This window comes from Streptomyces sp. C1-1, assembly GCF_050214755.1.
In the GTDB taxonomy this organism is placed as follows: domain Bacteria; phylum Actinomycetota; class Actinomycetes; order Streptomycetales; family Streptomycetaceae; genus Streptomyces.
The window spans coordinates 6823157-6848823 of the sequence record NZ_CP189826.1 but is presented as its reverse complement, the minus strand read 5'-3'; the positions used below and the strand labels follow the sequence as shown (position 1 = coordinate 6848823).

Annotated in this window: 26 protein-coding genes; 14 read left to right on the top strand and 12 right to left on the bottom strand. The window is 70.1% G+C overall.

Going from position 1 to position 25667, the window contains the following annotated elements; genetic code table 11:
* Nucleotides 1–5: 5 nt before the first annotated feature.
* Complete coding sequence (locus ACQF4J_RS31120) at nucleotides 6–1178, bottom strand: HpcH/HpaI aldolase/citrate lyase family protein (RefSeq protein ID WP_351584561.1); 1173 nt, start codon at nucleotides 1176–1178, stop codon at nucleotides 6–8.
* Nucleotides 1179–1387: 209 nt separating this feature from the next.
* Here ACQF4J_RS31120 and ACQF4J_RS31115 point away from each other — a divergent pair, with 209 nt between their 5' ends.
* Nucleotides 1388–2194, top strand: a complete 807-nt coding sequence (locus tag ACQF4J_RS31115; protein WP_351584563.1) for a TerD family protein — start codon at nucleotides 1388–1390, stop codon at nucleotides 2192–2194.
* Between the two features lie 21 nt (nucleotides 2195–2215).
* Here the strand turns inward: ACQF4J_RS31115 and ACQF4J_RS31110 are convergent, their stop codons facing one another.
* The 6 genes from ACQF4J_RS31110 to ACQF4J_RS31085 form a co-directional block, all read right to left on the bottom strand.
* Nucleotides 2216–2953, bottom strand: coding sequence for a TerD family protein (locus ACQF4J_RS31110; RefSeq protein ID WP_351584565.1), 738 nt, complete (start codon nucleotides 2951–2953; stop codon nucleotides 2216–2218).
* A 115-nt stretch (nucleotides 2954–3068) separates the two neighbouring features.
* Nucleotides 3069–4217 carry a DUF475 domain-containing protein gene (locus ACQF4J_RS31105; RefSeq protein ID WP_351799635.1) on the bottom strand — a complete coding sequence of 383 codons (1149 nt, stop codon included), beginning with the start codon at nucleotides 4215–4217 and terminating at the stop codon, nucleotides 3069–3071.
* A gap of 127 nt (nucleotides 4218–4344) precedes the next feature.
* Entirely contained in the window at nucleotides 4345–4920 is a 576-nt protein-coding gene (locus tag ACQF4J_RS31100) for a TerD family protein (protein ID WP_351584462.1), read from the bottom strand.
* Between the two features lie 122 nt (nucleotides 4921–5042).
* Nucleotides 5043–5618, bottom strand: coding sequence for a TerD family protein (locus ACQF4J_RS31095; protein ID WP_142151701.1), 576 nt, complete (start codon nucleotides 5616–5618; stop codon nucleotides 5043–5045).
* A 113-nt stretch (nucleotides 5619–5731) separates the two neighbouring features.
* Nucleotides 5732–6190, bottom strand: a complete 459-nt coding sequence (locus ACQF4J_RS31090) for a peroxiredoxin (protein WP_351584464.1) — start codon at nucleotides 6188–6190, stop codon at nucleotides 5732–5734.
* A gap of 105 nt (nucleotides 6191–6295) precedes the next feature.
* The gene (locus tag ACQF4J_RS31085; protein ID WP_058925542.1) at nucleotides 6296–6727 is read right to left on the bottom strand and encodes a DUF3052 domain-containing protein; all 432 of its coding nucleotides are present in this window, start codon (nucleotides 6725–6727) and stop codon (nucleotides 6296–6298) included.
* Nucleotides 6728–7101: 374 nt separating this feature from the next.
* Between ACQF4J_RS31085 and aceE the strand changes: the two genes are divergently transcribed.
* Nucleotides 7102–9849, top strand: a complete 2748-nt coding sequence (gene aceE / locus ACQF4J_RS31080; protein ID WP_427167301.1) for a pyruvate dehydrogenase (acetyl-transferring), homodimeric type — start codon at nucleotides 7102–7104, stop codon at nucleotides 9847–9849.
* A 76-nt stretch (nucleotides 9850–9925) separates the two neighbouring features.
* Nucleotides 9926–10663: a potassium channel family protein gene (locus tag ACQF4J_RS31075; RefSeq protein ID WP_351584468.1), complete on the top strand. Its 738-nt coding sequence runs from the start codon at nucleotides 9926–9928 to the stop codon at nucleotides 10661–10663.
* A gap of 65 nt (nucleotides 10664–10728) precedes the next feature.
* Here ACQF4J_RS31075 and ACQF4J_RS31070 read toward each other — a convergent pair whose 3' ends face one another.
* Together ACQF4J_RS31070 and ACQF4J_RS31065 are read right to left on the bottom strand one after the other, a co-directional pair.
* On the bottom strand, nucleotides 10729–11037 hold the full coding sequence (locus tag ACQF4J_RS31070; protein WP_351584470.1) for a small hydrophobic protein: 309 nt from the start codon (nucleotides 11035–11037) through the stop codon (nucleotides 10729–10731).
* A 251-nt stretch (nucleotides 11038–11288) separates the two neighbouring features.
* The gene (locus ACQF4J_RS31065) at nucleotides 11289–12776 is read right to left on the bottom strand and encodes an MFS transporter (protein ID WP_427168647.1); all 1488 of its coding nucleotides are present in this window, start codon (nucleotides 12774–12776) and stop codon (nucleotides 11289–11291) included.
* Nucleotides 12777–12974: 198 nt separating this feature from the next.
* Here ACQF4J_RS31065 and ACQF4J_RS31060 point away from each other — a divergent pair, with 198 nt between their 5' ends.
* The 3 genes from ACQF4J_RS31060 to ACQF4J_RS31050 all read left to right on the top strand — a co-directional run bounded on the left by ACQF4J_RS31060 (nucleotide 12975) and on the right by ACQF4J_RS31050 (nucleotide 15831).
* Nucleotides 12975–13601 (top strand): TetR family transcriptional regulator, encoded by a 627-nt coding sequence (locus ACQF4J_RS31060; RefSeq protein WP_351584474.1) that lies wholly within the window; start codon nucleotides 12975–12977, stop codon nucleotides 13599–13601.
* Between the two features lie 91 nt (nucleotides 13602–13692).
* Nucleotides 13693–14910, top strand: a complete 1218-nt coding sequence (locus tag ACQF4J_RS31055) for an alpha/beta hydrolase (protein WP_351584476.1) — start codon at nucleotides 13693–13695, stop codon at nucleotides 14908–14910.
* Nucleotides 14911–14967: 57 nt separating this feature from the next.
* On the top strand, nucleotides 14968–15831 hold the full coding sequence (locus ACQF4J_RS31050; RefSeq protein ID WP_427167299.1) for a DUF4429 domain-containing protein: 864 nt from the start codon (nucleotides 14968–14970) through the stop codon (nucleotides 15829–15831).
* Between the two features lies 1 nt (nucleotide 15832).
* On the opposite strand, the gene ACQF4J_RS31045 is transcribed toward ACQF4J_RS31050, so the two are convergent.
* On the bottom strand, nucleotides 15833–16291 hold the full coding sequence (locus ACQF4J_RS31045) for a MerR family transcriptional regulator (RefSeq protein ID WP_351582237.1): 459 nt from the start codon (nucleotides 16289–16291) through the stop codon (nucleotides 15833–15835).
* A gap of 134 nt (nucleotides 16292–16425) precedes the next feature.
* On the opposite strand from ACQF4J_RS31045, the gene ACQF4J_RS31040 reads away from it, so the two are divergent.
* On the top strand, nucleotides 16426–17253 hold the full coding sequence (locus ACQF4J_RS31040) for a serine hydrolase domain-containing protein (RefSeq protein ID WP_427167298.1): 828 nt from the start codon (nucleotides 16426–16428) through the stop codon (nucleotides 17251–17253).
* Here ACQF4J_RS31040 and ACQF4J_RS31035 read toward each other — a convergent pair.
* Nucleotides 17250–17906: a pirin family protein gene (locus tag ACQF4J_RS31035; RefSeq protein WP_351582239.1), complete on the bottom strand. Its 657-nt coding sequence runs from the start codon at nucleotides 17904–17906 to the stop codon at nucleotides 17250–17252. The genes ACQF4J_RS31040 and ACQF4J_RS31035 overlap by 4 nt on opposite strands.
* A gap of 96 nt (nucleotides 17907–18002) precedes the next feature.
* On the opposite strand from ACQF4J_RS31035, the gene ACQF4J_RS31030 reads away from it, so the two are divergent.
* From ACQF4J_RS31030 to fabF, 5 genes are all read left to right on the top strand, one after another.
* Entirely contained in the window at nucleotides 18003–19208 is a 1206-nt protein-coding gene (locus ACQF4J_RS31030; protein ID WP_351582233.1) for a PucR family transcriptional regulator, read from the top strand.
* An 89-nt stretch (nucleotides 19209–19297) separates the two neighbouring features.
* Entirely contained in the window at nucleotides 19298–20215 is a 918-nt protein-coding gene (locus tag ACQF4J_RS31025) for an ACP S-malonyltransferase (protein ID WP_427167297.1), read from the top strand.
* Nucleotides 20216–20237: 22 nt separating this feature from the next.
* A complete protein-coding gene (locus tag ACQF4J_RS31020; RefSeq protein ID WP_351582229.1) occupies nucleotides 20238–21239 on the top strand; it encodes a ketoacyl-ACP synthase III in 1002 nt (333 codons plus the stop codon).
* 106 nt (nucleotides 21240–21345) lie between these two features.
* Entirely contained in the window at nucleotides 21346–21594 is a 249-nt protein-coding gene (locus ACQF4J_RS31015; protein ID WP_015660680.1) for an acyl carrier protein, read from the top strand.
* Nucleotides 21595–21677: 83 nt separating this feature from the next.
* Nucleotides 21678–22949 (top strand): beta-ketoacyl-ACP synthase II, encoded by a 1272-nt coding sequence (gene fabF, locus ACQF4J_RS31010; protein WP_351582227.1) that lies wholly within the window; start codon nucleotides 21678–21680, stop codon nucleotides 22947–22949.
* Between the two features lie 67 nt (nucleotides 22950–23016).
* Here the strand turns inward: fabF and ACQF4J_RS31005 are convergent, their stop codons facing one another.
* Nucleotides 23017–23511, bottom strand: a complete 495-nt coding sequence (locus ACQF4J_RS31005) for a DUF3145 domain-containing protein (protein ID WP_058925526.1) — start codon at nucleotides 23509–23511, stop codon at nucleotides 23017–23019.
* A 260-nt stretch (nucleotides 23512–23771) separates the two neighbouring features.
* On the opposite strand from ACQF4J_RS31005, the gene ACQF4J_RS31000 reads away from it, so the two are divergent.
* Entirely contained in the window at nucleotides 23772–24647 is an 876-nt protein-coding gene (locus ACQF4J_RS31000; protein ID WP_351582225.1) for an SGNH/GDSL hydrolase family protein, read from the top strand.
* Nucleotides 24648–24673: 26 nt separating this feature from the next.
* Entirely contained in the window at nucleotides 24674–25645 is a 972-nt protein-coding gene (locus ACQF4J_RS30995; RefSeq protein ID WP_351582223.1) for an aldose epimerase family protein, read from the top strand.
* Nucleotides 25646–25667: the final 22 nt, after the last annotated feature.

Genomic DNA, 25667 nt, shown 5'->3' with positions numbered 1-25667 from the left:
TGAGGTCAGCCGGGTATGCCGGCGGCGAGCAGATCCACGAAGCTGACGTCCTCGCGCGCGACGCCGAAGACCTCGGCCCGCAGCATGGTCCGCTCGGCCCAGGCGCGGTGCGGCTTCACCTCGTTCATCTTGTTCGTGTACGACGACCTGAGCACTCCCCCGCCACCCCGCTCCGGCCGCAGGATGTCCGCGGCGTCGCTGAACTCCTCGTGGCTGACCACGGACAGCGCGTGCACGGGCAGGACATGGGTGGGGTGGATGCAGGTCTTGCCCTGCAGGCCGTTGGCCTGGTCGAGCGAGATCTCCCGCAGCAGACCGTCCATGGCGTGCTCGATCAGTCTCTCGCGCAGTTCGACGGCCTGCCCCTCCAGGAAGGGGCTGGTGCGCAGCAGCGGCTTGAACATGCGCTCCGGGACGCGGAAGTACTCCCACACCGGCCCCGTCACGGTGAAGCCGGTGCCGTCGGCGCGGCCCAGCATGTTGACCACGTCGGCGATGACGGAGGCGATGATCTGGACGTCGTAGGCGGTCATGTCGGGGGCCCGGCGCAGGCCGTAGGAGGAGCAGAAGTCGGTCACGCCGAGGCGCAGCGCGAGCACGCGGTCGCGGTACTTCTCCACGGAGCGGGCGATGCCCTCCAGGGCGTCCACGCGCGTCTCCCGGTACATCAGCTCCGGCGTCTCCAGCACCGGCATGCCGAACAGGCGGCGCCCGCTCGCGGCCTCGGCGCCCGCGAGGGCCTCCAGGAAGGGGATGCCGCGCTCCTCGGTGAACTTCGGGAAGACGAACCCGGACAGCAGCCGGACGGTCGCACCGAGGCGTCGCACCAGGTCGGGGATCTGCTCGGGCGTGCGCACGCGGATGAACAGCAGCGGCAGGCCGGCGCCCGCGGCGGCCCGCGCGTCCAGCTCGGCGAACTGGCGTACGAGGTTCTCCTCGCCCGCCACCACGTCCGCGTCGTCGATGGAGTCCTCCAGGCACAGCACCATCGAGACCACGCCGAGGCCCGCCTGCTTGACGATGTCCTCGGCGAGCCGCGGCCGGGTGGCCGGGCTGTAGAGCGTGGCGCCGAGGGCCGCGGAGAGCGTGCGGGCCGGGGAGTCCGTGCCGAACTCGCAGGGCTCCTGGTGGAAGAGGCGCCCGCGCACCTCCGGGGCGATGTGCCCGAAATGACGCATGGAACTCCCCCGTGACGCAGGACAAAGATGTGGATTGGGCAAACAGGTGGCCGGTAATAGTACGTACAAACCTGTGTCAGAAGTTCCCGTGGGGCATGAATTTCTGGTAACTCGGCCATGTCGACGGCGATTCCACACATGACCGGCACGCCTCGCGGGACCCCTACCCCGCGTTGTCGTGACCAGGACCGAGAGGGCAGGATGACCGCATGACGCACGCGATGCTGAAGGGGTCGAACGTCCCGCTCGAGACCACCACGGTGCGAGCGGTGCTGCGCTGGACGCCCGGGCAGGGGGTCCCGGATGTCGACGCCTCGGCGCTGCTCCTCGGTCCCGACGGTCGTGTGCGCTCCGACGAGGACTTCGTCTTCTACAACCAGCCCCGGCACCCCTCCGGGAAGATCTGGTGGCTCGGCAAGAAGCGGCTCGCCGATGGTCCCACCGACACGATCCAGACAGATCTGGCCGGAGTCGAGAGCGATGTCAGCCGGATTCTTCTGGTCGCGTCGGCGGAGGACGTCCCCTTCGGCCGCGTCCCGGGCCTGCGCATCCTGCTGTACGACGCCCGGATCGCCGACGGCGAGCCGCTGATCTCCTTCGACATCAAGCCCGAGACGGGTGGCGAGACGGCCCTGATCTGCGGCGAGCTCTACCGGCGCGACGACACGTGGAAGTTCCGCGCCCTCGGCGAGGGCTACACGGACGGGCTGAAGGGCCTGGCCACGGACTACGGCATCTCGGTCGACGAGTCGGAGCCCGAGCCCGCGCAGCCCTTGGCTGCGGCGACCTCCCCGGCCCAGCCGCTGCCTCCGGAGCAGCCCACGGCGGTCCCGTCCCAGCCGGCCTACGGCTACCCGCAGCCGGCCCCCGCGACCCAGCCGGCGTACGGCTACCCACAGCCCGCCCCGGCGACGGCGGGCGCCCAGACCGGCTACGGCTATCCGCCCGCGGTCACGACGCTCCCGAACCCGGACTTCCGGCTCCCGCCGCAGGGCCCGCAGTTCATCGGGCGGTAGGCAGACCGCCGCCGGGGGCGTTCAGCGCTCGACCTTCGCCTTGTAGCCGCGCCCCCACTGCAGTCCCCACCCGTACAGGCGGTCCAGCTCCGCCTGGAACCCGTAGACGAACTTGACCTCGCGCCGGACGACGAGCTCGCCCTTCACGTTCTCGATCATCACCACCGCGCACGAGCGGGCCTGCGGATGGCGCTCGTCGAGGTGGATCTCGATGCGGGGCCCGTTGCTCGGGTACAGCGTCACGATCGCGTGCGTGCGGTCGAACGCCGGTGTCTGGTCGTAGATGTACACGAACACCAGCAGCCGTTTGATGGCGTCCCGGTGATCGAGGTTGACGTACATCGTCTCTCCGGACGCCGACCCGAACCGGTCGTCGCCGCTGAGTTTGATGTACGGCGGTGCGTTGACGTCGCCGAGGTAGCCGCCGAGGGGCTGGACGACCCCCTTGGTGCCGTCGGTCAGCTCGTACAGGCAGCCCAGGTCGAGGTCGACGTTGACCATGCTCTGGCTGTGTCCCATGACCTCCGGCGGCCTCAGCGCCTTGAAGGGGTGCCGCAGCAGGGACTCCCGCTGCGAGCCGCCTATGTCGGAGGTACGCATCCGCCAGCTCAGGTTGACCCGCAGATGCCCGGTCGCCGCTCCCTGCTTGGTGAGGGAGACCTGGTGGTGCCGTTTGGTCAGCTCGATGGAGTTCGTGGCCGCGCTGCCGGAGTCGAAGTCCGCCGTGCGCGATCCCAGCAGGCCGTCGAAGAAACCCATTCCCGCCCCCACGTCTCACCTGGAACGACCGGCCCGGGAAAGGCCGGCCGACATGACCGGCGGGGCGGCCGGAGACCGGCCGCCCCGCTCAGAGCGTTCCTCACCCGAGGGCGCGTCACACCCCGGACGAGACCTCAGTCTTCTCGTCCGAGCCCTCGGCTTTTCCCTCCGTGTCCGCCAGCGCGCGGTTGCGGCGCACGGAGGACCAGAAGGACCAGGCGATCAGGACGACGCCGACGAGTCCGGTGATGACCTCGTTGATCTGGTACTGGATGGTGACCATGAGGATCACGGCCAGGGCGCCGATCGCGTAGTGGGCGCCGTGCTCCAGGTAGACGTAGTCGTCGAGGGTGCCCTGGCGGACCAGGTAGACGGTCAGCGAACGGACGTACATGGCGCCGATGCCCAGGCCGAGCGCCATCAGCACGATGTCGTTGGTGATGGCGAACGCGCCGATCACGCCGTCGAAGGAGAAGGACGCGTCCAGGACCTCCAGGTAGAGGAACATGAAGAACGCGGCCTGGCCGGCCAGCAGCACCGCCGACTTGGGCTTGCCCTCGCGCTCGGCGCGCTCCTCCTCCTCGTGCTCGCGCTCCTCCTCTTCCTCCAGCTTGTCCTCGAAGTAGCCGGACAGGCCGCCGACGACCATGTAGGTGATCAGGCCCGCGATGCCGGAGATCAGGACGGTCTGCGCCTTGTCGGCGTGCGCGCCGCCGTGCTGGTGGGCGTGGGTGGCGAAGGTGAAGGAGGTGATCAGCAGGACGATCAGGGCGATGCAGACCGACAGCATGTCGACCTTGCCCAGCTTGGCCAGCGGGCGCTCGATCCAGCGCAGCCACTGGATGTCGCGGTCCTCGAAGATGAAGTCGAGGAAGATCATCAGCAGGAACATGCCACCGAAGGCGGCGATCGCCGGGTGGGCGTCGGTGACCAGCTGCTGGTACTGGTCCTTGTCGGTCAGTGCCAGGTTGACGGCGTCGATCGGGTTCTTCTTGGCGGTGACCGCCACGATGACGACCGGGAAGACCAGCCGCATACCGAACACCGCGATGAGCACGCCGACCGTGAGGAAGATCTTCTGCCAGAAGGCGCTCATCTTCTTCAGGATCCCGGCGTTGACCACCGCGTTGTCGAAGGACAGCGAGATCTCGAGGACGGAGAGGATCGCCACGATGCCGAAGGCCTCCCACCCCCCGTAGAAGACCGCAGCGACCAGGCCGAGCGCGGTGACCGCGAACGACCAGCCGAAGGTTTTCAGAAGCACTGGCTACCCAATCCGTACGTGTACGGGTTTCCCCCGTGCCGCACTCGGCTTTACGAAACTTTGAAGCCGAAGTCTAGTCGGCACCCCTCTGTACCCCACCCTGCCCCGGTCTTTTGCTCATATCGCGTTATGAGACGTTGACCCCGAAGTCGAGGGCGATGCCGCGCAGCCCGGAGGCGTATCCCTGGCCGACCGCCCGGAACTTCCACTCGCCCTGGTAGCGGTAGACCTCGCCGAAGATCATGGCGGTCTCGGTGCTGGCGTCCTCGCTGAGGTCGTAGCGGGCCAGCTCCTGCCCGTCGGCCTGGTTGACGACGCGGATGAAGGCGTTGCTGACCTGGCCGAACGTCTGGCCCCGCTCGTCGGCCATGTGGATCGAGACCGGGAAGACGATCTTGTCGCACTGGGCGGGCACCTTGGAGAGGTCGATCAGGATCGACTCGTCGTCGCCCTCGCCCTCACCGGTGAGGTTGTCGCCGGTGTGCTCCACCGAGCCGTCGGGGCTCTTGAGCTGGTTGTAGAAGATGAACCACTCGTCGCCCAGCACCCGGCCGCCACTGCACAGCAGGGCGCTGGCGTCGAGGTCGAAGTCGGCTCCGGTGGTGGAGCGAGCGTCCCAGCCGAGCCCGATCATCACCTGCGTGAGATTGGGTGCGGCCTTGGACAGGGAGACGTTGCCCCCCTTGGCGAGCGTGACGCCCATGATGCTGGTCCTCCCCGAGATGGTGCGTGTTTGGTTGTGCTGCGCTCCCCCCGGAGGGGGCACCCGCCGGCGCCGCACGCGAACGGTGCGGCGCCGGCGGGTGAGAGCCGTCGAGGCGTCGCTCAGACGTTGACGCCGAAGTCCTGCGCGATGCCCCGCAGGCCCGAGGCGTAGCCCTGGCCGATGGCCCGGAACTTCCACTCCGCGCCGTTGCGGTACAGCTCGCCGAAGACCATGGCGGTCTCCGTGGAGGCGTCCTCGCTGAGGTCGTACCGGGCGATCTCCTGTCCGCCGGCCTGGTTGATGACGCGGATGAACGCGTTGCGGACCTGGCCGAAGGACTGCTGGCGGTTCTCGGCGTCGTAGATCGAGACCGGGAAGACGATCTTGTCGACGTCCGCGGGGACGCCCGCGAGGTTGACCTTGATCTGCTCGTCGTCGCCCTCGCCCTCACCGGTGAGGTTGTCGCCGGTGTGCTCCACCGAGCCGTCGGGGCTCTTGAGGTTGTTGAAGAAGACGAAGTTCTGGTCGTTGCCGACCTTGCCGGAGTTGTTCAGCAGCAGTGCGCTGGCGTCGAGGTCGAAGTCCGTGCCGGTCGTGGTGCGGACGTCCCACCCCAGACCGACGATGACCGCGGTCAGGCCCGGGGCCTCCTTGGTCAGCGATACGTTGCCGCCCTTGCTGAGGCTGACTCCCACGAGTCCTCCATTGGTGTCCAGGGGCGGGGAGCCCCGCCGTGCGTATGACATCGGATCAACGAATCGATCCTAGTGACGGGTTCCCGTCCCACGCAGGCCTTGGGACCTGAGAATCACAGGGTGTCGAGCGCCTTCACGTACGCGCCGAGGTCGCGGGCGTCCGGCAGGGCGTTGACGACGGTCCAGCGCACGACGCCCTCCTTGTCGATGACGAAGGTGCCGCGCACCGCGCAGCCCTTGTCCTCGGCGAAGACGCCGTAGGCGCGGGAGACCTCGCCGTGCGGCCAGAAGTCGCTCAGCAGCGGGTACTCCAGGCCCTCCTGCTCGGCGAAGACGCGCAGGGTGTGGATGGAGTCGTTGGAGACGGCGAGCACCTGCGTGTCGCGGTCCTCGAACTGCGGCAGGTTGTCGCGCACCTCGCACAGCTCCCCGGTGCACACGCCGGTGAAGGCGAAGGGGTAGAAGAGCAGGACCACGTTCTTCTCACCGCGGAAGTCGGAGAGCTTCACGGCGCGGCCGTGGTTGTCCTTGAGCTCGAAGTCAGGGGCCTTGTCGCCGACCTGGATCGCCATCGAAGTACGTCCCTTTCCGTAGGGCTGTTCGGGTGGTTCCCACCCTACGCAGCGCCCACGGAGGGCCGACGGACGGGCCGAGGAGTCCCGGCCCGTCCCGTTGGGCTACTTCTTGGACTTGGCCGCCTTGGGCGTCACCAGCCGGCTGCCGCTCCAGTCCTTGCCCACGCTGACGCTCTTGGAGGCGGACAGCCCCGCAGTCGTCGCGGCTTCGGAGATGTCACTCGGCTCCACGTAGCCGTCACGGCCGGTCTTCGGCGTGAGGAGCAGGATCGAGCCGCCTTCTTCGATGTACGTGGTGGCGTCCACCAGCGCATCCGTCAGGTCGCCGTCCTCGTCGCGGAACCAGAGCACCACGGCATCGGCGACGTCGTCGTAGTCCTCGTCCACCAGGTCGCTGCCGATGACTTCCTCGATGGACTCGCGGAGTTCCTGGTCTACGTCGTCGTCGTAGCCGATCTCCTGGACCACCTGCTCGGGCTGGAACCCCAGCCTTACGGCAGGGCTCGTCTCCGCGTGGTCCGCGGTCGCGCTCACGGGTTGCCTCCTGATCATGTCTTGGAACGGGGGTCCCCCCCACTCGGGGGGAGTTCAGCCACGCGCGTGCGCGAAGCGTTGGCCGTAGTCCACACGGGCGGGACGGATCGCGCAAGTACCCGGCCGTTCAGACCGCCGAAACGGTGACGTTCCTGGCCGTGTCACCCCAACTCCGCGCACGCCGCCCACGCCCCGAGTGACCTACACCACACCTTTGTGCCCTCTTTGCGGCATTGGGAACCCGGCCGAACGGGCGGGCACCCCGGTTACCCCACAGTAGAGATGACGTTTGCTTTTCCGGGGTCCACGATGGGGAACGGTGCAGGCACACCGAAAAGCAGCTCCAAACAGCCCTCTGACAGGTAAGGAACAGCGTGGCTTCCGGATCCGATCGCAACCCGATCATCATTGGCGGCCTTCCGAGTCAGGTTCCTGACTTCGACCCCGAGGAAACCCAGGAGTGGCTCGACTCCCTCGACGCCGCCGTCGACGAGCGGGGCCGGGAGCGGGCCCGCTACCTGATGCTGCGGCTGATCGAGCGGGCCCGCGAGAAGCGCGTGGCCGTGCCGGAGATGCGCAGCACGGACTACGTGAACACGATCCCCACCAAGAGCGAGCCGTTCTTCCCGGGCAACGAGGAGATCGAGCGCAAGGTCCTGAACGCCACGCGCTGGAACGCCGCGGTGATGGTCTCCCGCGCCCAGCGTCCCGGCATCGGGGTCGGCGGCCACATCGCCACCTTCGCCTCCTCGGCGTCCCTCTACGACGTCGGCTTCAACCACTTCTTCCGCGGCAAGGACGACGGCCTCGGCGGCGACCAGGTCTTCTTCCAGGGACACGCCTCACCCGGCATCTACGCGCGCGCGTACCTGCTCGACCGGCTGACCGAGGAGCAGCTGGACGGCTTCCGCCAGGAGAAGTCGAAGGCGCCGCACGGGCTGTCGTCGTACCCGCACCCGCGTTCGATGCCGGACTTCTGGGAGTTCCCGACCGTCTCGATGGGCCTCGGCCCGATCGGCGCGATCTACCAGGCGCGGATGAACCGCTACATGCACGCGCGCGGGATCGCCGACACCTCGAAGTCGCACGTGTGGGCGTTCCTCGGCGACGGCGAGATGGACGAGCCGGAGTCGCTGGGCCAGCTGTCCATCGCCGCCCGCGAGGGCCTGGACAACCTGACCTTCGTCGTCAACTGCAACCTGCAGCGCCTCGACGGCCCCGTCCGCGGCAACGGCAAGATCATCCAGGAGCTGGAGTCGGTCTTCCGCGGCGCCGGCTGGAACGTGATCAAGCTGATCTGGGACCGCTCCTGGGACCCGCTGCTCGCCCAGGACCGCGACGGCATCCTCGTCAACCGGATGAACACCACGCCGGACGGCCAGTTCCAGACGTACGCCACCGAGTCCGGCGCGTACATCCGCGAGCACTTCTTCGGCGACGACCAGCGGCTGCGCGCGATGGTCGAGCACATGACCGACGACCAGATCCTGCACCTGGGCCGCGGCGGTCACGACCACAAGAAGATCTTCGCGGCGTTCTCGGCGGCCAAGGCGCACAAGGGCCAGCCGACGGTGATCCTGGCCAAGACGATCAAGGGCTGGACGCTGGGCCCGAACTTCGAGGGCCGCAACGCCACGCACCAGATGAAGAAGCTGACGGTCGACGACCTCAAGCGCTTCCGGGACCGGCTGCACCTGCCGATCTCCGACAAGGAGCTGGAGTCCGGCCTGCCGCCGTACTACCACCCGGGCCGGAACTCGGAAGAGATCCAGTACATGCACGACCAGCGCAAGCAGTGCGGCGGGTACGTCCCGACGCGTGTCGTGCGCTCCAAGCCGCTGCCGCTGCCGGACGACAAGACGTACGCGACCGTGAAGAAGGGCTCCGGCCAGCAGTCGATCGCGACGACCATGGCCTTCGTCCGTCTCCTCAAGGACCTCATGCGGGACAAGGAGTTCGGCAAGCGGTTCGTGCTGATCGCGCCGGACGAGTACCGCACCTTCGGCATGGACTCGTTCTTCCCGAGCGCGAAGATCTACAACCCGCTGGGCCAGCAGTACGAGGCCGTGGACCGGGACCTGCTGCTCGCGTACAAGGAGTCGCCGACCGGGCAGATGCTGCACGACGGCATCTCGGAGGCGGGCTGCACGGCCTCCCTCATCGCCGCGGGCTCGGCGTACGCCACGCACGGCGAACCGCTCATCCCGGTCTACGTCTTCTACTCGATGTTCGGTTTCCAGCGCACCGGTGACCAGTTCTGGCAGATGGCCGACCAGTTGGCGCGCGGTTTCGTACTGGGTGCGACCGCCGGACGTACGACGCTGACCGGTGAGGGTCTGCAGCACGCCGACGGGCACTCGCAGCTGCTCGCCTCGACCAACCCGGGCTGTGTCGCCTACGACCCGGCGTACTCGTACGAGATCGCGTACATCGTGCAGGACGGTCTGCGGCGGATGTACGGCGGCTCCGAGGAGCACCCGCACGGCGAGGACGTCTTCTACTACCTGACCGTCTACAACGAGCCCATCCAGCACCCCGCCGAGCCGGCGGACGTGGACGTCGAGGGCATCCTCAAGGGCGTCCACCGCCTCTCCGAGGGCGCCTCCGGGTCGATCCCGGCGCAGATCATGGCGTCCGGTGTGGCGGTGCCGTGGGCGGTGGAGGCGCAGCGGATCCTCGCCGAGGAGTGGAGCGTCAAGGCGGACGTCTGGTCGGCGACCTCCTGGAACGAGCTGCGGCGCGAGGCCGTGCAGTGCGAGGAGCACAACCTGCTGCACCCCGAGGAGGAGCAGCGGGTGCCGTACGTGACGCGGAAGCTGTCGGGTGCGCAGGGGCCGTTCGTGGCGGTGTCGGACTGGATGCGGTCGGTGCCGGACCAGATCGCGCGGTGGGTGCCGGGGACGTACCAGTCGCTGGGTGCCGACGGCTTCGGCTTCGCGGACACGCGGGGTGCGGCGCGGCGGTTCTTCCACATCGACGCGCAGTCGATCGTGGTGGCGGTGCTGACGGAGCTGGCCAAGGAGGGCAAGGTGGACCGGTCGGTGCTGAAGCAGGCGATCGACCGGTACCAGCTGCTGGACGCGTCCGCGGCGGACCCGGGGGTCGCGGGCGGCGACGCGTAACCCGCGCCGAGGTCGAGCGGTGAGGGGCGGCGGGCTGTGGTCCCGCCGCCCCTCACCGTTTCCCTACGATGCGGGCATGGAGCGACAAACGGCGCAGGCGCGCTGGGAACACCGCACGCAGCGGCCACTGCTGGCGCTGACCGTGCTGTTCGCCGTCGCGTACGCCGTGCCGATCGTGGACCACTCGGCGGGCCATGCGCTGACGCAGTGGTGCACCGTGATCGAGTGGGTGGTGTGGGGGGCTTTCGCCGCGGACTACGTGACACGGCTGGCGCTCGCGCGGCGGCGCAAGGAGTTCGTGCGCCGGCACTGGATAGACCTGTGCGCGGTCGTGCTGCCGATCCTGCAGCCGCTGCGGCTGCTGCGCATGGTCGCGACGCTGCTGCTGGTGGGGCGGCGGGCCCGGATGGCCAACCAGATCAGGCTGACGACGTACGTCGGCGGGGCGGTCGTCGGGCTGCTGATGTTCGGCTCGCTGGCGGTGCTGTCGGTCGAGCGCGACTCGCCGGACGGGAACATCCGGACGCTGGGTGACGCGCTGTGGTGGTCCTTCACGACCATGACGACCGTCGGGTACGGCGACCACGCCCCGACCACCGGGCTGGGCCGCATGATCGCCGTCGGCCTGATGCTGTCCGGCATCGCCCTGCTCGGTGTGGTCACCGCGAACATCGCCGCCTGGTTCCTGGCCCGCTTCGAGAAGGACGACGCGGAGGAACAACGCCAGACGGAGGCCATCGAGGCCCTGACAGAGGAGGTCCGGGCCCTCAGAGCCGAGGTGGCGGCACTGAGAGAGGTCTCGGACAGACTGTGACGCCGTCGTGGTGGGGGTGGGCCCCCGGCCCATCAAACCGGGGGTCCCTCCCTCACTCCCCCGGGTCAGAACAGACCGTTGCCCGGGGTCGCCGCTCCCGCCAACCAGACGATCGCCAGGAGCGTGTCGATGGCGCCCAGCACGAAGGCGACCAGGGCCGGCACGGGGCGGCTGCCCGCCCAGCTGCGGCCCATGGCGAGCCAACCGCAGACGACCGCGACGGGGCCGAGAATGATCCCCAGCACGAAGAACCCGGCGACCGCGCAGATGACTCCGACGATTCCGAGCGTCGCGCGATCCGGCCCGGTCCGTGACCACGTCCGGCCACGTGAGCGGGGGTACCTGCGCGTTCCATGTCCGAAGCCCGCCATCATCAACTCCCTGAACCCCGGGGTCTGTTCGGGGTTCGAACAAGCGGGTACCCCCGGTGCGGCTCCTAATCACCGGCCGCCTCATCGGTCTGTCGGCGCGCTGTCCCCCTCCGGCAGCGCGCCGCAGCACCGGTCACCCCCTTGCGGAGGGCTTGACCCAATGTGACCTGCGGCGTGCGCCGAAGGGGAGGGATCTTTAGCGTCTTCACCCTGATAGGGGAAGTTGGTTGAAAACGCGTCAGGTCATCGGTCTCTCAGATGTGGCCGACCCCTGCGCCCGCCTCCGCGTTCTCGCCGCGCTTGGTGAGCAGGGCGACGAGGACGGCCACGGCCGCGACCCCGCAGGCGACCAGCGAGGCCAGGCTCATGCCCGAGATGAACGTGTCGTGCGCGACGCTCGTGATCTTCGCGACGATCGGCTCCGGAGTGCCCTTGGCGACCGGCGCGACCCCGACCTGGACCGCCTCGGAGGCCTGGCCCAGCTGGGCCGGGGTGAGCGGCGGCAGGCCGGCGCTCTTCCAGTTGGCCGCGAGGTCGTTGTCGACCTTGGAGGCCATGACGGCGCCCAGCACCGCCGTACCGAGGCTGCCGCCGATCTGCATCGCCGCCTGCTGCAGGCCGCCGGCGACGCCGGAGAGCTCCATGGGGGCGTTGCCGACGATGACCTCGGTGGCGCCCACCATCACCGGCGCGAGGCCGAGGCCGAGCAGGCCGAACCAGACCGACATCACGACGCTGCCGGTGTCGCCCTCGAGTGTCGACATTCCGTACATGGCGACCGCGGTCGCGATCATGCCGCCGGCCAGCGGGACGCGCGGGCCGAGCTTGGTGATCGCGACACCCGCGAGCGGCGAGGCGACGATCATCATGCCGGTGAGCGGCAGCAGGTGCAGACCGGCGTCGATGGGGCTCATCCCGTGCACGTTCTGGAGGTAGAACGTCACGAAGAACAGGCCGCCCATGAAGGCGATGGCCATCAGGACCATGAGGACGACACCCGCGGACAGCGGGACGGAGCGGAACAGGCCGAGCGGGATCAACGGCTCCTTGACCTTCGTCTCCCAGAAGGAGAAGAGGGCGAAGCCGAGGACCGACGCGGCGATGAAGGCCCAGGTCTTCCCGTCGCCCCAGCCCCAGCTCGGTGCCTTGATCAGGGCCCAGACCAGGCAGAACATGGCGGCCGACAGCAGCGCGATGCCCAGGACGTCGAAGGAGCGGGGCGCGTTCTGCGCACGGTGGTCGAGCAGGATCAGCAGGCCCAGGAGCAGGGCGATCGCGCCGACCGGCACGTTGATGAAGAACACCGACTGCCAGTTGACGTGCTCGACGAGGACACCGCCGAGGATCGGGCCGCCCGCGGTGGAGGCGCCGATGACCATGCCCCAGATGCCGATCGCCATGTTCAGCTTCTCGGCCGGGAAGGTCGCGCGCAGCAGGCCGAGCGCGGCCGGCATCAGCAGGGCGCCGAACAGGCCCTGGAAGACGCGGAAGGTGACGACCGCGGCGATGCTGTTCGACAGGCCGATGGCGCCCGAGGCGGCGGCGAAGCCGGTCACGCCGATCAGGAAGGTCTGGCGGTGGCCGAAGCGGTCGCCGAGCTTGCCCGCGGTGATCAGGGAGACCGCGAGGGCCAGGAAGTAGCCGTTGGTGATCCACTGGACGTCGGCGAAGCTCGCCTTGAGGTCCTTCTGGATGGCCGGGTTGGCGATGGCCACGATGGTGCCGTCCAGGGCCACCATCATGACGCCGACGGCCACGGTGATCAGGGTGAACCAGGGGTGGCCGCGGCGCCCCGAGGACCGCGGCGCCCCCTCCGGCGGGGCTTCCGGCGCCTGGCCCCCCGACCCCGTCGTGCCGATGGTCTGACTAGTCATGTGTTCGAGGCTAGTGTCAGCCGCTGACATTTGACAAACCAGTTCACAAGTCGGTAACTGACGCTTATGGAAACGCTCCGCGAACGCAAGAAACAGCGCACCCGGGACGCGCTGCTGCGAGCCGCCGTCGAACTGTTCACCACGCGCGGCTACGAGCGGACGACCGTCGACGACATCGCCGAGGCCGTCGACGTCTCCCAGCGCACCTTCTTCCGCTACTACGCGGGCAAGGAGGAGGCCGCCCTCGCCCTGCAGGAGCTGGTGGTGGCGCGGTTCGTGGAGGCGGTGCGCGAGCGGCCGGCCGAGGAGGCGCCGATGGAGGCGCTGAAGCAGGCGGTCCTGGAGGGCTGGCAGACCCTGAACGAGGTCATCGAGGCCGTCGTACCCGTCGAGCTGTACCTGCGCATGTACCGGGTGATCGAGTCGACCCCGGTGCTGCTCGCCGCCCATCTGCGGCGCAACATGGAGATCGAGGAGGCCATGGCGCGGGTGCTGGCCGAGCGCGAGGGCCTGGACGTGGACGCCGACCCGCGGCCGCGGCTGGCGGTCGCGGTGTTCGGCGGAGTGATGCGGGTGACCGAGCGGCAGTGGAGCACGGGCGAGGACTTCAGCCTGGAGGCCATGCGCGCGTTGACGATCTCGTACCTCGAACAGGTGGGACCGGCACTCACGGAGAACTGGCGAACACGCTGAGGCATACTGCGCCATCGCCGCGTTTATCGAAACGTGATCCCCATCACTCGGCTCACGCGAGACCCTCTCGTTCTCCTAGTGTGTCCTCCCAGTGACTTCCTTCGACACCTCCCCGCAACTGAACGTCTGGCGCGCACTGCTCGCGCTGGCCGTCGTCTTCGTGATGCTGGCGACCACCGGCTGGACGGCCCTGCGCAGCCACGGCGCGAAGACCCCGCTCCAGGCCTCGCTGTCCTCCTGGGAGCACGGCCGGATACACGGCCACGAGCTGCCGGACCCGGACGCCGCCCCCGCGCGCCTGGCCCGCTTCTTCGCCTCCCTCACCGCGCAGGAACGCGCGCTGCTCGCCCGCCGCTACCCGCTCGCGGTCGGCAACATGAACGGCGCCCCCGTCTCCCTTCGCTACCGCGCCAACCGTCTCGCGCTGGACTCCCAGCGCAAGGTCGAGCTGGGACGCATGCACGACAGCCGCCTCTCGCCCGCCGGGCAGCAGGAGGCGGGCCGCCGTATGCACCGCTACGAGTCGCTGCTGCAGCGCGGCCGGCACATCCTCGCCTTCGACCCCGACGGCAGCGGGCGGATCGCCGAGGTCTTCGGGAACCTGACGCGGGCCCGGCGGATCTCGGTGATCGTCCCCGGCGTCGACACCGACCTGCTCACCTTCCAGAAGACCTACCGCCCCTACTCGGCTCCCGTCGGCATGGCGAAGTCGCTGTACGCGGCCGAGCGGGACGCGAGCCCGACGACGCGTACGGCCGTGATCGCCTGGGCCGACTACACGGCACCGGCCGGGCTCGGCATCGACTCGGCGACGGGGACGCGCGCGAGGGACGGCGCCGTACGGCTGAACGCCCTGCTGGGGGCGCTGCCCGGCAGGACGCGCGTCGCCCTCTTCTGCCACAGCTACGGCTCGGTCGTCTGCGGGGTGGCCGCGCACGCGCTGCCGCGCCGGGTGTCCGACATCGTCGCGGCCGCCAGCCCCGGCATGCGCGTGGAGAGTGCGGCGGGCCTGCACACCTCCGCCACGGTGTGGGCCATGCGGGACGCCACGGACTGGATCCAGGACGTGCCCTACCTGCAGCTCGGCGGGCTCGGTCACGGCGCCGATCCGGTGTCGTCGGCGTTCGGCGCGCGGGTGCTGTCGGCGGAGGGGGCCAAGGGGCACGCCGGGTACTTCGAACCGGGTACGGCGAGCCTGCTGAACTTCGCGGAGATCGGGGTTGGCGCGTACCGGTCGGTGGTCTGCTCACGCGAAGACGGCGTGTGCAGCGCGGGTTTGTCCGGTACGACGACGGCCGGACGCGCGTAGAGGCGCAGAAACCACGGTCTGCGCGGGGTGGCGACGAAGGAGCGGACCACGCATACGATGAGCCGCATGGGTGACGTACTGGCCGGATTTCATGCTGCCTGGGAGTTCGAGTCCGACTCCGTGCTCATCCGTTACGAACGGGGAATTCGGACACCCAAGCTCTTCCAGGCGCTCGGCGAACGCCGTGTCCCGCTCGAGGCGATCGCGGGCGTGACACTGACGCCGGGCCGGCGCGGGACCGTGGTGGTACGGGCCGAACTGCGCGAGGGCGCCGATCCGCTGCTGGAGGCGGCGGCCGGGCAGCTGAAGGAGACCTGCGACCCGTACCGGCTGGTGCTCCCCGCCGAGAAGGAGACACTGGCCGAGTACTACGTCGACGAGCTGCGGCCGCTGCTGGACGGCGGCGGGCCGGCCGACCGTCATCTGGTGGCCGCGCCCGAGGCGCCGCGCCAGTTCAAGGCGTACGACGCGAAGGCGTCCTTCGACGGCAGGACGGTGGGCTTCCGCTGGTTCTGGACCGGGGCGTCGTCGGCGAAGTGGAAGGCCGGGGACCAGGTCTTCGCCGTCGACGAGCTGAGCGGGGTGGAGTGGCGCTCGCCGGAGGTGTTCGAAGGGCATCTGCGGCTGCTGCGGCGCGACGGGGCGGGGGCGCCCGCGCAGGCCGACCAGGATCCGGCGTCCGTGGTGTTCGGGCTGGGGTACGGGCCCGTCCACGAGTCGCTGCCGTTCGCGGCGGCCGTGCTGGCGGCCGTACGGGACCGCGGGGCCGCCACCGCGGTCGTTCCCGCGGTGGCGGCCCCGCGCCGTGATCCCGCCGACATCGCCGAACGCATCCGTCACCTGGGCGAGCTGCATCAGGCCGGGCTGGTGACGGACGAGGAGTTCTCGGTGAAGAAGGCGGAGCTGCTCGCGGAGCTCTGAGTCACTCCCGGCCGGCGGTGGCGCGGTCGGCGTCGGCGTAGAAGCTGATCTTCCGGTCGAGCACCGCGAGGGTGTCCTGCAGCTCCGCGATCCGGGTGAGCACGTCCCTGCGGGTCGCCTCCAGCAGTTCGAACCGCTCGCCGAAGGTGTGGTCGCCCTCGCGCACCAGCTCCGCGTACCGCACCATGTCGGCGACCGGCATGCCGGTGAGCCGGAGCTTGCCGACGAGGTCGAGCCAGTCGAGGTCGCGGTTGCTGTAGCGGCGCTGGCCGGTGTGGGAGCGGTCGACGTGCGGCATCAGCCCGATGCGCTCGTACCAGCGCAGGGTGTGCGCCGTCAGCCCGGTGAAGGCGACGACCTCGCTGATCGTGTAGCTGTCCTGGCCTTCGGGGCGCCGGTGCGGGTGGGGCGGGGCTCCGCAGTAGTCGGTCCTGGTAGGGGTGGTCTCCATCACCGTCATGCCCTCAACGCTATGGCCTTCGAGTGCACTCCAAGCAAGCAGAACCGGTAAATATTCGGCGGGCCGCTCCCCCGGGACCTCGCGGGCGCACCCCTGGGTGCTCCCCCTCCGCCGGGCCGCTTACGCTCGTCGGCATGTCCTTGCAGAGCCTCACGTTGATCGAAAACTGGCCGGTCCCCGCTGCCGCGGCGGGCGTGGTGCGTGCCGACGGGACGATCCTCGGCACCCACGGGCCGGCCGACCGCCCCTTTCCGCTGGCCTCGGTCACCAAGCCGCTCGCCGCGTACGCCGCCCTCGTCGCGTACGAGGAGGGGGCGATCGAGCTGGACGAGCCGGCCGGGCCGACGGGATCGACGGTGCGGCACCTGCTGGCGCACACCTCCGGGCTGGCCTTCGACGAACACCGCGTGACGGCCCCGCCGGGTGAGCGCCGCCTGTACTCCAACGCCGGTTTCGAGCAGCTCGGCGACCACGTCGCCAAGGCGACGGACATCCCGTTCGGCGAGTACCTTCGGCAGGCGGTGCTGGAGCCGCTGGGCATGACGTCGACGACGCTCGACGGCTCCCCGGCGAAGGACGGCGTCTCGACCGTGGCCGACCTGCTGCGGTTCGCGGCGGAGGTGCAGGCACCGCGGCTGCTGGACCCGCGCACGGTCGCGCAGGCGATGACCGTCCAGTACCCGGGGACCAAGGGCGTCCTGCCGGGCTACGGCCACCAGAACCCCAACGACTGGGGCCTCGGCTTCGAGATCCGCGACTCCAAGTCACCGCACTGGACGGGCGGTTCCTCCTCCCCGCGGACGTTCGGCCACTTCGGCCAGTCGGGCACGTTCCTGTGGATCGACCCGGACGCGGGGGTCGCGTGCGCCGCTCTGACGGATCGGAATTTCGGGCCGTGGGCCGTGCAGGCGTGGCCCGCGTTCACCGACGCGGTGCTGGCGGAGGTCGGCCGGGCCGGCTAGCCCGCCGTCATCTCCCACATCAGCAGCTCGGCGTCCGTCGTCCCGAGCGCCTCCAGGTTCTTGGCGTCCGTCAGGCGTGCCGCGTCGCCCGGGGTCAACTCCTCGCCGTCCAGGGTCACTTCGCCGCGCACGACGTGGACGTACACGAAGGGCCCGTCCGGGACCGCGGTGCGCTCCCCGGCCCGCAGGCGGCGGACGTGGAGCATCGCGGCCGCCTCCGGGACCGCGTAGGGGGTGGAGTCGGCGATGCCGCGGACGATCTCGTAGGACGGGGTGCCGCCGGGTTTCAGCGGGGCCAGCCACATCTGGACGAAGGTCAGCGGTTCGGTGGTGTCGTTGCGTTCGACGTGGCGTACGCCCGCCGCCGAGCTGAGGCGCTGGACGTCGCCGGGGCGTACCCGGGTCCGGTGGCCCGCCGAGTCCTGGTGCGTGAGCTCGCCCTCGACCACCCACGTCACGATCTCGGTGTGGCTGTGGGGGTGTTCGTCGAAGCCGGCGCCGGGGGCGAGGCGCTCCTCGTTGCAGGCGATGACCGCGCCGAAGCGGAGGTTGTCGGGGTCGTAGTGCGGGCCGAAGGAGAAGGCGTGCCACGACTCGATGCCGGCCGCCGCATCGCCCCCGGGGTAGCGCTCCGCAGCGCGCCGTACGTCCATCACCCGTCCCACGGTAGCGGCGCGGGCGGCGCCGCGTGGCGGCCACCGGCAACCCTGCGGCGCACACCGTCGTCCGGATAAGGCAGTCTTGTCCCCGTGCCCGAACCCGAAGCCACCAGGCCCGAAGCAGCCCATACCGCCGTACATGCCCATGCCGCGACCCTGAAGCGGCTGGAGAAGTCCTCCGGGAACCTCGCCGCGCAGGCCATCGCGCGCATGGACGAGACGCTGCCGTGGTACCGGGCCATGCCCCCGGAGAACCGTTCCTGGATCGGGTTGGTCGCCCAGGCCGGTATCGCCGCCTTCACCGAGTGGTTCCGGCACCCCGACGCCCCGCAGGCCATCTCGACCGACGTGTTCGGGACGGCCCCGCGCGAGCTGACCCGGGCCATCACGCTGCGGCAGACCGTGGAGATGGTGCGTACGACCATCGAGGTCATGGAGTCGGCCATCGACGAGGTCGCGGCTCCCGGTGACGAGAGAGTGCTGCGCGAGGCGCTGCTGGTGTACGCCCGCGAGATCGCCTTCGCCACCGCCCAGGTGTACGCCCAGGCCGCCGAGGCACGCGGTGCCTGGGACGCGCGCCTGGAGTCCCTGGTGGTCAACGCGGTGCTCAGCGGGGAGGCCGACGAGGGGGCCGTGAGCAGGGCGGCGGCGCTCGGCTGGAACGCTCCCGAACATGTGTGTGTCGTGCTGGGTACGGCCCCGGACGGGGACTCCGAGCTGACCGTCGAGGCGATCCGGCGGGCCGCCCGGCATGCCAAGCTGCAGGTGCTGACGGGGGTGCTCGGCGACCGGCTGGTCGTCATCGCGGGCGGCAGCGACAACCCGCTCGGGGTCGCGAAATCCCTGATCGGACCGTATGCGGCGGGGCCGGTGGTCGCGGGGCCGGTGGTGCCGGACCTGCTGGCCGCGACCCGGTCCGCGCAGGCCGCCGCCGCCGGGCTCAAGGCATGTTCGGCGTGGCAGGACGCCCCGCGGCCGGTACTGGCGGACGATCTGCTTCCGGAGCGCGCCATCGCCGGCGATCCCGGTGCGCGCGAGCAATTGGTGGAGGAGATCTACAGACCGCTGGAGGAGGCGGGGTCGGCTCTTCTGGAGACGCTCTCCGTCTATCTCGAACAGGCGTCCAGCCTCGAAGGCGCGGCCCGGATGCTCTTCGTCCATCCCAACACCGTGCGCTACCGGCTTCGACGTGTGACAGACGTCACCGGCTGGTCTCCGTCCGATGTACGTTCGGCGTTCACCCTGCGGATCGCGCTGATCCTGGGGCGTCTGGCCGATGGAGATCTACCGGCCTAATCTTTTGTCGGGGCTCCACAAAACCCCCTCGTGTTCTTCGTCCCTGTCCCCACGGGCGGCCGTGCCCGTCCACAAGAGAGAGTGTGAGAGTGCTCGTACTCGTCGCTCCCGGCCAGGGCGCCCAGACGCCCGGCTTCCTGACTCCCTGGCTCGAACTGCCCGGCGCCGCCGACCGCGTCGCCGCCTGGTCGGACGCCATCGGACTGGACCTCGCCCACTACGGCACACAGGCCGACGCGGACGCCATCCGTGACACCGCGGTGGCGCAGCCGCTGCTGGTCGCGGCCGGAATCCTGTCCGCCGCGGCACTGGGTGACACTCAGCCCGGCGCCGTCGCCGGCCACTCCGTCGGTGAGATCACCGCCGCCGCCTTCGCCGGCGTCCTCGACGACGCCGCCGCGCTGACCCTCGTACGCAAGCGGGGTCTGGCGATGGCCGACGCCGCCGCGATCACCGAGACCGGCATGTCGGCGCTGCTCGGCGGCGACCCCGAGGTCTCCGTCGCGCACCTGGAGCGGCTGGGGCTGACCCCGGCGAACGTCAACGGCGCGGGCCAGATCGTCGCCGCGGGCACGATGGAGCAGCTCGCCGCGCTGAACGAGGACAAGCCCGAGGGCGTCCGCAAGGTCGTCCCGCTGAAGGTCGCGGGCGCCTTCCACACGCACCACATGGCCCCGGCGGTGGACGCGCTGGCGAAGGCCGCCGCGGACCTCGCCCCGGCCGACCCGAAGGTCACCTACGTCTCCAACAAGGACGGGCGTACCGTCGCCACCGGTGCCGAGGTCGTCGAGCGGCTGGTCGGCCAGGTCGCCAACCCGGTCCGCTGGGACCTGTGCATGGAGACGTTCAAGGAGCTCGGCGCGACCGCGATCGTCGAGGTCTGCCCCGGCGGCACGCTGGTGGGCCTCGCCAAGCGCGCACTGCCCGGCGTGCAGACCCTCGCGCTCAAGACACCCGACGACCTCGACGCGGCCCGCGCGCTCATCGCCGAGCACGCTCAGGCCTGACGCCTTAAGGAGCCGTACGAACATGTCGAAGATCAGGCCCAGCAAGGGCGCCCCGTACGCGCGCATCCTCGGCGTGGGCGGCTACCGTCCGACGCGGGTCGTGCCGAACGAGGTGATCCTCGAGACGATCGACTCCTCCGACGAGTGGATCCGTTCGCGCTCCGGCATCGAGACCCGGCACTGGGCCTCCGACGAGGAGACCGTGGCCGCGATGTCGATCGAGGCGTCCGGCAAGGCGATCGCCGACGCCGGGATCTCCGCCGAGCAGATCGGCGGTGTGATCGTCTCGACCGTCTCGCACTTCAAGCAGACCCCGGCCGTGGCGACCGAGATCGCCGACAAGCTGGGCACGAACAAGGCCGCCGCCTTCGACATCTCGGCCGGCTGCGCGGGCTTCGGCTACGGCCTCACGCTCGCCAAGGGCATGATCGTCGAGGGCAGCGCCGAGTACGTCCTCGTCATCGGCGTCGAGCGGCTGTCCGACCTCACCGACCTGCATGACCGCGCGACGGCCTTCCTGTTCGGCGACGGCGCGGGCGCGGTCGTGGTCGGCCCCTCCCAGGAGCCCGCGATCGGCCCGACCGTCTGGGGCTCCGAGGGCGACAAGTCGGAGACCATCAAGCAGACCGTGCCGTGGACGGACTACCGCGAGGGCACGGTCGAGAAGTTCCCTGCGATCACGCAGGAGGGCCAGGCGGTGTTCCGCTGGGCCGTGTTCGAGATGGCGAAGGTCGCCCAGCAGGCGCTGGACGCGGCCGGGATCACCCCGGACGACCTGGACGTCTTCATTCCCCACCAGGCCAACGAGCGGATCATCGACTCGATGGTGAAGACGCTGAAACTGCCGCAGCACGTCACGGTCGCGCGTGACGTGCGCACCACCGGCAACACCTCGGCCGCCTCGATCCCGCTCGCGATGGAGCGGCTCCTGGCGACCGGTGAGGCGAAGAGCGGCGACACCGCGCTCGTCATCGGCTTCGGGGCGGGTCTCGTCTACGCCGCGACTGTCGTTACCCTCCCCTAGGCACTCCGTGCCGGATCACGAACGGTCCGGACACGAGAGCAGCAACAATCTGCCGCTGACGCGGCGGGTGCCAAACCCTCTGGATCACAAAGAAGGAGCGCCTGACATGGCCGCCACTCAGGAAGAGATCGTCGCCGGTCTCGCCGACATCGTGAACGAGATCGCCGGCATCCCGGTTGAGGACGTCCAGCTGGACAAGTCCTTCACCGACGACCTGGACGTCGACTCGCTGTCCATGGTCGAGGTCGTCGTCGCCGCCGAAGAGCGCTTCGACGTCAAGATCCCGGACGAGGACGTCAAGAACCTCAAGACGGTCGGCGACGCGACCGACTACATCCTCAAGCACCAGGCCTGAGCCCTGCTCGGGCCGGGCGCTGAACCGGCCCCGCCACCCGGCGGTGGCGCCGCTTAATCCTCGTAATTGGAGAAAGAATTCCCGTGAGCCCGACCAATCGCACCGTGGTCGTCACCGGTATCGGCGCAACCACACCGCTGGGTGGCGACGCAGCCTCTACCTGGGAGGGCCTGATCGCCGGCAAGTCCGGTGTGAAGCCCCTGGAGCAGGAGTGGGCCGCCGACCAGGCGGTCCGCATCGCCGCGCCCGTCGCGGTGGAGCCGACCGAGGTCATCCCCCGGCCGCAGGCCCGACGCCTGGACCGCTCGGCGCAGTTCGCGCTGGTCGCGGCCAAGGAGGCGTGGGCGGACGCCGGTTTCACCGACAAGGCGGGCGAGGACGCGAGCGTCGACCCCGACCGTCTCGGCGCGGTCATCGCCTCCGGCATCGGCGGCGTGACGACCCTCCTCGACCAGTACGACGTGCTCAAGGAGAAGGGCGTCCGCCGCGTCTCCCCGCACACCGTCCCCATGCTGATGCCGAACGGCCCCTCGGCCAACGTCGGCCTGCTCGTGGGCGCCCGGGCGGGCGTGCACACGCCGGTCTCCGCGTGCGCCTCCGGCGCCGAGGCCATCGGCTACGCCATCGAGATGATCCGCACGGGCCGCGCCGACGTCGTCGTCGCCGGTGGCACCGAGGCGGCCATCCACCCGCTGCCCATCGCCGCGTTCGGCAATATGATGGCGATGTCCAAGAACAACGAGGACCCCGAGGGCGCCTCGCGTCCCTACGACGTGGCCCGTGACGGCTTCGTCCTGGGCGAGGGCGCGGGTGTCGTCGTCCTGGAGTCCGCGGAGCACGCCGCCCGGCGCGGTGCCCGCGTGTACGCCGAGGCCGTCGGGCAGGGCATCTCCGCCGACAGCCACGACATCGTGCAGCCCGAGCCGGAGGGCCGCGGCATCTCGCAGGCCCTGCAGCACCTGCTGGAGCGCACCGACCTGGACCCGGCGGAGATCGTGCACGTCAACGCGCACGCCACCTCGACGCCGGCCGGTGACATCGCCGAACTGAAGGCGCTGCGCAAGGTCTTCGGCGACGACGCCGACCACATGGCCGTCTCCGCGACGAAGTCGATGACCGGTCACCTGCTGGGTGGCGCGGGCGGCATCGAGACGGTCGCGACCGTGCTCGCCCTGTACCACCGGGTGGCCCCGCCGACCATCAACATCGACAACCTCGACCCGGAGGCGGAGGCCAACGCCGACGTCGTCCGCGGCGAGGCCCGCAAGCTGCCCGTGGAGGGCCGTATCGCCGCGCTGAACGACTCGTTCGGCTTCGGCGGGCACAACGTCGTCCTGGCGTTCCGGACGGTCTGAGAACCGCCTGTACGCAACGAGAAGGGCCCCCACCGGTCGGTGGGGGCCCTTTCGGGTACGGAAACCTTCAGACCACCTGGTGCAGCCAGCGCACCGGAGCTCCCTCGCCCGCGTACCGGAACGGCTCCAACTCGTCGTCCCACGGCTTGCCGAGCAGCTTGGCGATCTCCGCCTCCAGGTCCGTCTCGTCCCGCTGGGAGCGGACCAGGGCGGCCCTGAGCCGGTCCTCCGGGATCAGGATGTCGCCGTGGATTCCGGTGACGGCGTGGAAGATGCCGAGGTCGGGGGTGCAGCTGTAGCGCTCGCCCTCGGCGGTGGGGCAGGGCTCGGCGGTGACCTCGAAGCGCAGCAGGTGCCAGCCGCGCAGCGCGGAGGCGAGCTTGGAGGCGGTGCCCGCCTGGCCCTGCCAGGAGAACTCCGAGCGCCAGGTGCCCGGCGCGGCGGGCTGCCGGATCCAGTCGAGGTTGACGCGCGTGCCGAGCACCCCGGCGACGGCCCACTCGACGTGCGGGCACAGCGCGCGCGGCGCGGAGTGCACGTACAGAACTCCACGTGTCGTCACCGGGACCTCCGGGCAGAGCAGGACATCTTGCGAACTGGCGGACGGCTGTGGCCGGGGGAGCCACGTTGATGGCGAGGCTACCGTGCGGCGGCGCAAGGAGTGTGACGTACCGTCGGTCCCGATGCGCCGAAACCCCCGCCATTCACCCGGCAGGACGCTTGTACGGGTGCGAACCGTTGCGGGGTGCCGGGTTCGGGAACTCCCGCGCGTTGTCATGAGGGGAGACATCCCAGTAGGCCGACCGAGGGGATCAGCAGCGGATGCGGAAGCCCAGCCACCGTTCACGGGCCGTTCTCGCCGTCACGGCGGCGGCCGTCCTGGGCGTCGCCGGCTGCGACGCGGTCGGTGGCAACGCGGCGGCGCCGACGCACGGCGCGAAGCCGGCGCCCGCCTGGGACGTGAGTCCCCGCTCCGTCGCGGCCGTCGGTGACTCCATCACCCGCGGCTTCGACGCGTGCACGGTCCTGTCGGACTGCCCGGAGGTGTCGTGGGCGACCGGGTCCAGCACCGAGGTCGACAGTCTCGCCGTACGGCTGCTGGGCAGGACGCGGGCGGCCGAGCGGAGCTGGAACTACGCGGTGACGGGGGCGCGGATGGCCGATCTGCCGGGGCAGGTCGCGCAGGCCGTGGCGAAGCGGCCGCAGCTGGTGACGGTGATGGTGGGGGCGAACGACGCCTGCCGGGCCTCGACGTCGGCGATGACCTCGGTGGCCGACTTCCGCGCCGGCTTCGAGGACGCGCTCGCCGCCCTGCGCAAGGCGCTGCCGAGGACACAGGTGTACGTGGCGAGCGTGCCGAACCTGAAGCGCCTGTGGTCGCAGGGGCGGACCAACGCGCTGGGCAAGCAGGTGTGGAAGCTGGGCATCTGCCCCTCGATGCTGGGCGACGCGGACGCGCTGGACTCGGCGGCGACGCTGCGGCGGGACACGGTGCAGAAGCGGGTGGAGGAGTACAACACGGTGCTGCGGGAGGTGTGCGGGAAGGACCGGCGGTGCCGGTTCGACGGGGGCGCGGTGTACGCGTACCGCTTCGGGACGGCGCAGCTCAGCCACTGGGACTGGTTCCATCCGAGCGTGAACGGGCAGGCCCGGCTGGCGGAGATCGCCTACCGGACGGTGACCGCGAAGAAGTCCTGACAGGCACGTGACTTAGAGTTTCGCTCATGAGCGAACACTTCGGCACACTTCCCGACGGCACCCCGGTGGAGCACTGGACCCTGGAGCGGGCCGGCGTGCGGGTGCGGATCCTGTCGTACGGCGGGGTCGTGCAGTCGGTGGAGGTCCCGGACCGGGACGGGCGTACCGGGAACGTGGTGCTGGGGTTCGCCGGTCTGGACGGCTACGTCGAACACCCGGGGCCGTATCTCGGCGCCCTGGTCGGCCGGTATGCCAACCGCATCGCGGGCGCCCGCTTCACGCTGGACGGCGTGACGTACACGCTGGAGCCCAACAACGCCCCCAACTCGCTGCACGGCGGCCCGCTGGGCTTCGACAAGCGGGTGTGGGAGGTCGCTCCGGTCGAGCACGGGGTGCGGCTCTCCCGGGTCAGTCCGGACGGTGAGGAGGGCTTCCCTGGGCGGCTGGAGGTCGCGGCCACCTGCACGCTGGACGCCGACGGCTCGCTGCGGATCGCGTACGAGGCGGTGACGGACGCGCCGACGCCGGTGAACCTGACGAACCACTCGTACTGGAACCTCGCGGGCTCCGGCGACGCGGGCGGCCACGAACTGCGGCTGGCCGCCTCCCGGTACACGCCGGTCGACGCCGATCTGATCCCGACCGGTGTGCTGGAGGACGTCACGGGAACGCGCTTCGACTTCCGGCAGGGCAGGAAGGTCGGCTCCGGCTTCGACCACAACTTCGTGCTGGACGGCGGTGTGACCGAGACTCCCCGCCAGGTCGCCGAACTGTACGACCCGGCGTCCGGCCGGGTTCTGACCGTGGCCACCACCGAGCCGGGCCTGCAGCTGTACACCGCTGACCATCTGCCCGAGCCGTTCGCGCCGGGCGACGGGGTCGCGCTGGAGACCCAGCACTTCCCGGACTCCCCGAACCGGCCGGACTTCCCGAGCACGGTGCTGCGACCGGGCGAGGTGTTCCGCTCGGAGACGGTGTACGGCTTCGGGGTGCGCTGATCCGCGCTCTCACGGGCTTGCC

What these genes read in the sequence shown, in the direction of transcription:
- ACQF4J_RS31120 (WP_351584561.1), bottom strand. Translation starts at nt 1,178, where the DNA reads ATGCGTCATTTCGGGCACATCGCCCCGGAGGTGCGCGGGCGCCTCTTC.
- ACQF4J_RS31115 (WP_351584563.1), top strand. Translation starts at nt 1,388, where the DNA reads ATGACGCACGCGATGCTGAAGGGGTCGAACGTCCCGCTCGAGACCACC.
- ACQF4J_RS31110 (WP_351584565.1), bottom strand. Translation starts at nt 2,953, where the DNA reads ATGGGTTTCTTCGACGGCCTGCTGGGATCGCGCACGGCGGACTTCGAC.
- ACQF4J_RS31100 (WP_351584462.1), bottom strand. Translation starts at nt 4,920, where the DNA reads ATGGGCGTCACGCTCGCCAAGGGGGGCAACGTCTCCCTGTCCAAGGCC.
- ACQF4J_RS31090 (WP_351584464.1), bottom strand. Translation starts at nt 6,190, where the DNA reads ATGGCGATCCAGGTCGGCGACAAGGCCCCTGACTTCGAGCTCAAGGAC.
- ACQF4J_RS31075 (WP_351584468.1), top strand. Translation starts at nt 9,926, where the DNA reads ATGGAGCGACAAACGGCGCAGGCGCGCTGGGAACACCGCACGCAGCGG.
- ACQF4J_RS31070 (WP_351584470.1), bottom strand. Translation starts at nt 11,037, where the DNA reads ATGATGGCGGGCTTCGGACATGGAACGCGCAGGTACCCCCGCTCACGT.
- ACQF4J_RS31065 (WP_427168647.1), bottom strand. Translation starts at nt 12,776, where the DNA reads ATGATGGTGGCCCTGGACGGCACCATCGTGGCCATCGCCAACCCGGCC.
- ACQF4J_RS31060 (WP_351584474.1), top strand. Translation starts at nt 12,975, where the DNA reads ATGGAAACGCTCCGCGAACGCAAGAAACAGCGCACCCGGGACGCGCTG.
- ACQF4J_RS31050 (WP_427167299.1), top strand. Translation starts at nt 14,968, where the DNA reads ATGAGCCGCATGGGTGACGTACTGGCCGGATTTCATGCTGCCTGGGAG.
- ACQF4J_RS31045 (WP_351582237.1), bottom strand. Translation starts at nt 16,291, where the DNA reads ATGACGGTGATGGAGACCACCCCTACCAGGACCGACTACTGCGGAGCC.
- ACQF4J_RS31040 (WP_427167298.1), top strand. Translation starts at nt 16,426, where the DNA reads ATGTCCTTGCAGAGCCTCACGTTGATCGAAAACTGGCCGGTCCCCGCT.
- ACQF4J_RS31035 (WP_351582239.1), bottom strand. Translation starts at nt 17,906, where the DNA reads ATGGACGTACGGCGCGCTGCGGAGCGCTACCCCGGGGGCGATGCGGCG.
- ACQF4J_RS31020 (WP_351582229.1), top strand. Translation starts at nt 20,238, where the DNA reads ATGTCGAAGATCAGGCCCAGCAAGGGCGCCCCGTACGCGCGCATCCTC.
- ACQF4J_RS31015 (WP_015660680.1), top strand. Translation starts at nt 21,346, where the DNA reads ATGGCCGCCACTCAGGAAGAGATCGTCGCCGGTCTCGCCGACATCGTG.
- ACQF4J_RS31000 (WP_351582225.1), top strand. Translation starts at nt 23,772, where the DNA reads ATGCGGAAGCCCAGCCACCGTTCACGGGCCGTTCTCGCCGTCACGGCG.
- ACQF4J_RS30995 (WP_351582223.1), top strand. Translation starts at nt 24,674, where the DNA reads ATGAGCGAACACTTCGGCACACTTCCCGACGGCACCCCGGTGGAGCAC.